Below are 7,940 nucleotides of genomic sequence, written 5' to 3' on the forward strand. Positions count from 1 at the left end.
TTCCTTCCAAAAAGCTGTAAATTCAACCTAGGTTCAGGGGTCATCCATGAGTGAAAAAGTCTACTGCGCGAACTGTTTGCATTGTGTTGTGGTTCGCCAATACGAATCGGAGCAAGATAAATACATTCTTCGAGTAAAATGTAACAAGAAGAAATGGTCTAAACGTTCCGGTGAAGAAAAACTTTATAAATACTTTACAGTGGCTCGCCGTATGCAAACCAACTGCGAGTATTATGAAGAAATGGGAGAGATTCTACCTTATATCAAGAACTTGAAAAAAGAACTCCCAATCAAAGACGAAATCTACATGGTGAAAGCCGTCTAAATTATTACCGGCGTGTTGTTCCCCAGGTTACCTCGCGCCTTCGCTCGCAAACTTCATAAAACAGAAAATAAAAAAGAACGGACGATTCAGGGTCAATTCCTGATCCCCGTTCCTGCGGGCAGCGTTCTCTCTGATTCCTATCCTACCCGAGTGACTCACGGTCAAGTTATGCTTGCACATAACGGGAAGAAGGTGCTTGCTCCAGTGAATGGAGTGGCTAATTTAACGCCCGACCAAAAATACTTCCAGATCAAACAAGATGGATCTTGGTCTACCACTTCTCCTTACCATTTTCGCCAGTTTGATTTTGTTACACTTTTAGAGTCTTTTGATGAAGGGGCACTCTATTCTTTGGATTTGGTAGAAACTCCGCTTAAGGATTACTTTCAAAAATTCAAAAAAGAATCTTCTTTTAAAATAGTTTTATCTCCTTTTTGCAGATACCAACATCTCAATTTTGAAGAAATGATCCTTCGAGATATGAAGGATGCTTATCTATCTTTCATTGAACTTTTGAAATTGATATATCCGAAAGCGGAAGTATCCAACTTTTTCGAAATTCCATCTTTAGATTTTGAACATCCTAATGGGATTCCCGAATTTTTCCTGCACAAACAATTTCATCAGAGTGTTGATAAAACTAGAAAATCTTTAATTGGGCATGAAGTTTTATTTTTAGGTGCAGAAACTATATTCCATGTTTTGCGAAAGTTATACTATAACGAACCTTTTACGAAAAGACATTTAGCAGTATTTTTAGTGGACCGTAAAGGAAGAATGGATTTAGAGCCGCGCCAGTTTTTTTTAACCAATGGACAAGCTTTAGCTTTCATCCCGGCAAACTTAGATAAACGCTATAAAATAGCATCCTTTGAAACTGTATTTGAAGAAGTAACACCAATGGATGTTGGTTCACTTGGTTACTTCAATATTTATGAACATTATTCCATCACGTTATACGAAAAACTTCCTGCAGCAAGAAAAGAATTCAGTTGTATCGATTGTATGGAGTGTAATAATTACTGTCCAACCAATGCAAACCCTGTGCAACTTATCAAAGGCAAAACAGAAGAATTTGAAAAAAGTCAATGTATTTCCTGTGGGATTTGTACAGTGTATTGCCCTTCTGGAATTGATATTCGGAAACGAATTGAAGGAGTTGTTGTTTAACAATCTTTGAACTATGTTAAAAAACCTTTATATTCTATCTGAAAATAGTTGGGGGGTTAAATCTTCCGAAATATTTGCTGATTTCTTTTATTTTCTAACTTTGATGGGTTTTCTTGGATACTCTCTGGCTCATGTTTTACCTATCCCCATTTTGCCAATTGTTATTGGATCAATATTCACTCTTGTCTATTTAGGTTTTTGTATTCGTGCAAATCAATCACCGTATTGGTTAGGACTACTTTCACAATTACTGATTGTTTTTTTGATTATACCTACAACTTGGCTGCATCCAATTTTGTTGCCAGTAGCTTTTCTTTTTGCTTTTGTAGTTCATTATTTTTTCGGCCAACAATATTCGTTACGCGTTCCTGTTTTTAGTTTGGTTCTCGTATTTATTTTAATTTGGGATACTGTGTTTTCCTTATTGGGGTATACCTTTCGAACTCCGGTGGAATTAATTTCTTGGACTGGGATATCTTTTGAATCGTCTCTTTTACCACTAACATTGCCTTGGTTCTCCAATCCTCCGTTAGATGGACTTAAGTTTTTATCTTTTGCAGATAACTTAGGTATTTATGTTTTAGTGGGAATTGCGTGGGTATCTTTTCGTAGAACAGTACTACTTGGATTTTTTCTGGGATGGCTTTTTCTGTTTTCCCTTTGGGGGATTGGATCAGGCCAATTAAGTTTTAACTGCATTCTGTCCTATGCATCGCTTGCCTTTTTTTTGCATTTGAGTCCAGGCAGGAATTTTTATGGTTCGTATTATGTTTCCTTGCTTAGTTTTGTCATTTTACTTCCGATAGCCTTTTTTGTAGGTAAAATGGGGATCAGTGCCGTTTTGGTATTGATTGTTTTTTTTCTAATAGAAGGCGTCTTGGTCAGGGTTTTTCTTGGAAAATAAGTCGATCTTGAAAAGGTGGGAGTAAGTTATACCATATGAATCAACTTCTGGAGATTCTGGACCCTAAAAATATCATTTTCGACTTCAAGGCTTCTACAAAAGAAGATGCCATTCGAAAGATGATTTCTCATATGGTCACCACACAATCGTTAGATCCTAGTCATGAAGAAGAAACAGTTTCTTCTTTAATGAATCGAGAGAAATCCATGTCTACTGGCATTGGAAGTGGGGTCGCCATTCCACATTGTTCTGTTCATTATGTGAATGAGTTAAAATGTGCGATGGCAATTGCGCCTCAAGGGATCGACTTTGATGCATTAGATCATGGTTTAGTTCAAATTTTTATTATGCTAATTGTTCCTAAGAACAAATTTCAAGATCATATCAAAACATTGGCCTTGATTGCAAAAACTCTCAACATTCCTGAAGAAAGAGAAAAACTCATCAAAGCCAAAAATTTCGAAGAAATCCAAAAGGCATTCCTTTCGAAAAGTTAATCCAGTGAAGTCGGAAATTTTCCGTTTTCTGTATTTCTTACTACTGTTATCTTGTATCAGTAGTTTTGTATCTGAGTTTCATACTAAAGATAAATCCTATTTGTATGCTGATGCAGGGATCACTGAAATACAAAGTCAGGAAAAAGGTTTTGTATCTTCCTATATCCAATTTTGGAAATCTTTAGTTTTGGAATCAGGTGGAAAAACAGAAAATGGGGAAACTGTGTATTCCCATATAGGAACTCGTTTTTTTTCTACTTTGCACCTAGCAATATTTAGTATTCTCTTTGGCTCCATTTTTGCATTTGGACTATCTCTTGCAGCAACATACTTTCGGTCTGGATTATTTTATGATATTGTATCTTTTAGTTCTCATCTGATTCTATCCACTCCCATTTTTATCGTCGCAATACTTTTGTTACTTTTGTTTTTTTACAAGTTGGAATGGTTTCCACCTGGTGGGTATGAATCAGGAAACACATACTATGTTGTGTTACCTGGTATTGCATTGGGTTCACGGATTTATGCTAGGATGTCCTTATATCTATTGCCAGAAATTCGGAAAGAAGCAGATTCTAAGTATGTTCTATTATTAAAAACAAGGTCTTATCCTTGGCATCATATTGTTGGAAAAGAAATTTTTTTAAAAGTCCTGCCGATTGCACTCATCCTTTTAATTTTAGATTTTGGGTCTTTGTTGTCTGGAGCAATGGTCGTAGAAGAGATTTTCTTTTTTCCTGGAATTGGAAAGTCTTTATATTTTTCTATTAAATCGATGGATACAAAGTTACTGGCAACACTACTGATGTATTCTGGGATTCTTTTTTATCTTTTGAATCGTATTGGATTTTATCTGCAAAGATTTTTTTCAGGTGGGGTATAAGAGTGATTTCATTACATACCTTTTTACGGTTTTTCTTTTTTGGACTAGTGATTCTAGGTGCCATTATTTTTCCAGCTCCTACTAATGTAGATTTGGCGAACAATAATTTACCCATTTTTTCTCCTGGTTTTTTAGCAGGAACAGATCGGTTAGGTCGCGACAATTTTGCTTTATTCTGTTATGGATCTTTATCCACCATAGCCCTAGTGGTACCTGCTCGCATTTTTACTATTTTTGTTTCTTTTCTTTTATCTGCCTTTTCTCTATTCTTTCCTAAAAGATCGGACTTCGTTTTTTCAGGAATTGTTTCTGTATCTCTCGCCATCCCTTCTTTATTGTCTGCCCTTGTTGTGATTAGTTTGTTACCCAACAATCCGTTCGCAATTTTTATTGCTATCTTAGTATCAGATTGGGCATTGTCGTACGAAACAATCACTGCTAAGATTCGTGAAATCAAACAAAGTTCTTATCTTTCCGCTTCTCTTTGTATGGGTGCCAAACCTTATCAATTACTTCTTTTACATTATTTACCGGCACTTCGGGGTATGTTTGGGTTTTTGTTTTTTTCTGGATTACCTGCTGTGGTAATGACAACAGCCCTGTTTTCTTATTTAGGAATTCAGACATCCCTTGGGGATACGGGGCCAGGTCTTGGAGAACAGATCTCATTTTCTAAAGATTATTTTGATAAGTCGCCTGTTTCCGTTTTGCTTCCGATCGTTGCCATTTTAACTTTGGTGTATTCTTTGGGATCTAACCAGAAAAAGAATGAAACATAAAATTTCTGCATTATTTATCATCCTTGGGCTTCTATGCAATGTTTTGCCATTATATTCTATTGATGATTATTATAATTTCCCTAACCAAAGTTACAAAGGTAGTGTTACCTATGAATCATCTCGCAATTTATGTTTATTCTCCTTCGTTGCTACTACTCCTGATCCAACCAAAGAATACTTAATCAAAGGAATTCCTTCTGTTTTACTTTCTGAACTTCGCAGTTTAGAATATACCTATGTGGAACATCCGAAGGCAAATGTAGTGTACCATTCTTTTGGGGAGGCGCCAGTTCAGACTCTTCAAGAAAAGATTGATGCAGAATCCCAAAACGTAAAACGCAAAAAGAAAGAGATTAATGATGAGAAGGATTTAGAAGACCTTCGCTCTGGAAAAAGACAACTTGCTCCAGAAAAAGACCCTCGTTACGTAAAGGTGACTATCAAACAATTTTGGGAAAGAAAAGCTCCTTCACCTGATGAATCATTTGGTTTGGCTAGTAAACTTAACTGCGATTATATTTTAACGGGCAATTTTGAGATTAGAGATAACGAGTTAATAACAAAAGTTTTTCTTTTTGATGACTTCGAAGGAAAAACTATTCCCTTTGAGCACAAAACGTCCGTAATTCGAGCCTACCAAGAAATGGGTCCACTTGGTGAATCCATTCGTGAAAAACTACAAGGAAAAGATACAACAACGGTTGCAGTATCCGCTTCGGGAGAAGAAGGGGCACTTGTTTACTTAGATGGGATTTATTTAGGTAAAACTCCCTTAATTGGTAAAAAGTTTCCAATCGGCAAACGATCATTATTTGTTTTTAAGGAAGGCTTTCATCCTTATAAACAAGAAATCCAATTGGAAAAAGGAAAACCTTTTCAGTTGGATGTTAATCTTTCTTTAAAGTTAAGCAATTCATATATAACGGTGAGTACCAATGTCGAATCAGATGTTTATTTAGGAATTCAATACTTGGGCAAAACACCCTTGAATCATATCGCCATTCCTTCCGGGATGAACCGATTGCGAATATCCAAAGAAGGTTATATCGATAGTTTTCGAGCAGTAGATGCGCGCGACAATGAAGAGGTTGTAGTTGATGTAGAAATGAGAGAAGGCAAAACGGAAGTTTATTATAAAAATAAACAAAATGTTTTTTTGGATCATACCTATAAAGACTTTGCCACCTATTCGTTGTATGGTTCTCTTTTATTTTATGTAAGTTATGTTTATTTGAATTATGCTTCAAGACAGGCCTATTCGGCCGCTCGATCGCAAGTGACTCTTGTGAATGCCACCGCTATTTCTTCTTTTTATCAGAACAATCCGAACGAATTTTTCTTTTGGTACGGGGTTCAAAATTCAATCATTGATGACGCGGAATCGAAAGCTAGGAGTTTGAAACGTGTTGCAGGGACGCTACCGATGGAAAACCGTAAAGACCGGCAACTGGTAGCAGGTCCGATGGTCATTTTGATGGGACTTATGTTGGTATCCGCAGCTACTTTTTATTACCTAGGTATTGATGAGGAAACGTTGGAGTTTGGATATCTCCCTGTGAGTCCGTCGGCCATAAGTTACGGTCAAAACGCGCGCGAAGGTTATGGTTATATGCAGTTTAACGTGCGTTACTAATATAAAGTAATCGCTAATTTTTTGCATTAGTTTTTTGTTTCGTGTGTATTCTGTTTGAAAACAAATTGATTTTTAATTCGTGTCCTAATTAATTTTAAGGAGTTTGAGTTGATAGAAGGACATTTAGGTTTTCGAGTTCTATTACCGAATGAATTAGAGACATTTGAGTTGATTGCTGGTTGGGATTGGTTTACACTGTTCCAGAATTCCGTCAGCAAGGTATAGGGGCAAAACTTTGCCGGTCGATTGAAGTAACTGCAAAGGATCGAGGTATCAAAGAAATTTATTTATTTTCAGATACTGCAGTATCTTTGTATAATCGTTTTGGTTGGACTGAGGCAGTTACTTGCGGTCATAGGACAGTGATGAAGAAAGAATTTTAATTTCTTTTGGATGACGTTCGTTATTAAAGTGTATATTCTCCCCGCCCTGATCATTGGGTGGGGAACTAGACCCGCCACCCAATGACTTTCCTCTATCATGGCCACGCTTAACAGACAACAAACAATCGACACTAATCAAAATTTTTACAAATAAGTTCACCTTTCTGCCGTTATAGATCCATTCCAATGATTTCACAAGTCGCTATCATTGGAGGAATTCACAACCTAACACGAAAAACCTGCTATCCTTTATCCCTAAAAAAATGCTGTGGTTTTCTTTCCAAAGAACGAACCGACCATGTCTCTAGTATATAGATAACCTAACAGGAAATAAGCTCCCGTGCCATACCTTTTCAACTAATCTTTTCTCCATTTGCTCTCTCCCTTGTCCCGCTCCACCAAACTCACATTAAACGCCCATCTTACCAGCCGTACTGATCACTGAATTATGTCTCATTACTTCCATCTTACCTTATAAAAAAAATCAAATCTATCCGCATGAACTACGAACTTTTTTATAAAACCGAGTTGACTGCTTAGGTTTTGAAATTACTTTGGTTTTTACCGCATGGATCTTTTCGATCTATGAAACCGGTAGCTTGCAGGCGACTGTGGGCGGAGGGAGAGGAAGATCTTCCTTTGCGCAAGCAAAACGAATAACCGACATTTTAATTTTCCACGAGAATACTCCTGGGTGATTAGTCTGTAGGGAAACATTCGTTCTTTGACAACATATATACGACATTGTAAAGAAAACAAACAATGCGCCGAGGGCCATACAGACGCCGAGTCATGTATGGTTCATCAAAAAGACGAACAAAAAAACTTTAGGATATTGCTCATAAGAGTAATATGGTCAAGTAATTAAGGGCGTACGGTGGATGCCAAGGCACTAGAAGGCGATGAAGGACGTGGTTTGCTGCGATAAGCGACGGGGAGTTGTAAACAAGCTTTGATCCGTCGATTTCCGAATGGGGGAACCCTACTAGGCAAAACCTAGTAACACAGCAATGTGGGCAAGACCCAGGGAATTGAAACATCTTAGTACCTGGAGGAAGAGAAAGAAACCTCGATTCCGTCAGTAGCGGTGAGCGAAAGCGGAACAGCCTAAACCTCTGACTACGTTACAGATCTGGATCGCTGTAGCAGAGGTGTTGTAGGACTTACGGGTGCAGTTCAGAATGCATCGAGGAGTTACAAAGATTAGTGGTAGTGGAATGGTTTTGGAACAGCCAACCAAAGAGGGTGATAGTCCCGTAGACGAAACTGCTAATCCTCCTGTTAAGTATCCTGAGTACCACGGAACACGTGTAATTTAGTGGGACACCACACTGACCACCCCGCAAGGCTAAATACTTCCTAGTGA

The 7,940-nt window shown here is 37.6% G+C and carries 8 protein-coding genes and 1 rRNA gene (1 of these 9 running past the window's edge); all 9 read left to right on the forward strand.

What is annotated here, in order from left to right; translation table 11 throughout:
• The first annotated feature begins 46 nt into the window (after positions 1-46).
• Positions 47-325, forward strand: coding sequence for a hypothetical protein (locus LEP1GSC203_RS08330; protein ID WP_002973362.1), 279 nt, complete (start codon positions 47-49; stop codon positions 323-325).
• A gap of 168 nt (positions 326-493) precedes the next feature.
• The gene (locus LEP1GSC203_RS08335) at positions 494-1,495 is read left to right on the forward strand and encodes an ATP-binding protein (protein ID WP_002973425.1); all 1,002 of its coding nucleotides are present in this window, start codon (positions 494-496) and stop codon (positions 1,493-1,495) included.
• A gap of 13 nt (positions 1,496-1,508) precedes the next feature.
• Entirely contained in the window at positions 1,509-2,399 is an 891-nt protein-coding gene (locus tag LEP1GSC203_RS08340; protein WP_002973212.1) for a hypothetical protein, read from the forward strand.
• A gap of 35 nt (positions 2,400-2,434) precedes the next feature.
• Positions 2,435-2,896: a PTS sugar transporter subunit IIA gene (locus LEP1GSC203_RS08345; RefSeq protein ID WP_002973517.1), complete on the forward strand. Its 462-nt coding sequence runs from the start codon at positions 2,435-2,437 to the stop codon at positions 2,894-2,896.
• 4 nt (positions 2,897-2,900) lie between these two features.
• Complete coding sequence (locus LEP1GSC203_RS08350) at positions 2,901-3,779, forward strand: ABC transporter permease subunit (RefSeq protein WP_002973419.1); 879 nt, start codon at positions 2,901-2,903, stop codon at positions 3,777-3,779.
• A gap of 2 nt (positions 3,780-3,781) precedes the next feature.
• Complete coding sequence (locus LEP1GSC203_RS08355) at positions 3,782-4,558, forward strand: ABC transporter permease subunit (protein WP_002973334.1); 777 nt, start codon at positions 3,782-3,784, stop codon at positions 4,556-4,558.
• Positions 4,548-6,191 (forward strand): PEGA domain-containing protein, encoded by a 1,644-nt coding sequence (locus tag LEP1GSC203_RS08360; protein WP_002973264.1) that lies wholly within the window; start codon positions 4,548-4,550, stop codon positions 6,189-6,191. The genes LEP1GSC203_RS08355 and LEP1GSC203_RS08360 overlap by 11 nt, the downstream gene beginning before the upstream one ends.
• 185 nt (positions 6,192-6,376) lie before the next feature.
• Positions 6,377-6,574: a GNAT family N-acetyltransferase gene (locus tag LEP1GSC203_RS08365; RefSeq protein ID WP_232225849.1), complete on the forward strand. Its 198-nt coding sequence runs from the start codon at positions 6,377-6,379 to the stop codon at positions 6,572-6,574.
• 854 nt (positions 6,575-7,428) lie between these two features.
• A 23S ribosomal RNA gene (locus LEP1GSC203_RS08370) occupies positions 7,429-7,940 on the forward strand; its annotated part runs 2,337 nt beyond the window's last position; the annotation flags it as partial.

Origin of the sequence: Leptospira terpstrae serovar Hualin str. LT 11-33 = ATCC 700639 (genome assembly GCF_000332495.1) — a bacterium.
GTDB classification, from domain to species: domain Bacteria; phylum Spirochaetota; class Leptospiria; order Leptospirales; family Leptospiraceae; genus Leptospira_A; species Leptospira_A terpstrae.

What these genes read in the sequence shown, in the direction of transcription:
- LEP1GSC203_RS08330 (WP_002973362.1), top strand. Translation starts at nt 47, where the DNA reads ATGAGTGAAAAAGTCTACTGCGCGAACTGTTTGCATTGTGTTGTGGTT.
- LEP1GSC203_RS08345 (WP_002973517.1), top strand. Translation starts at nt 2,435, where the DNA reads ATGAATCAACTTCTGGAGATTCTGGACCCTAAAAATATCATTTTCGAC.
- LEP1GSC203_RS08360 (WP_002973264.1), top strand. Translation starts at nt 4,548, where the DNA reads ATGAAACATAAAATTTCTGCATTATTTATCATCCTTGGGCTTCTATGC.
- LEP1GSC203_RS08340 (WP_002973212.1), top strand. Translation starts at nt 1,509, where the DNA reads ATGTTAAAAAACCTTTATATTCTATCTGAAAATAGTTGGGGGGTTAAA.
- LEP1GSC203_RS08335 (WP_002973425.1), top strand. Translation starts at nt 494, where the DNA reads ATGCTTGCACATAACGGGAAGAAGGTGCTTGCTCCAGTGAATGGAGTG.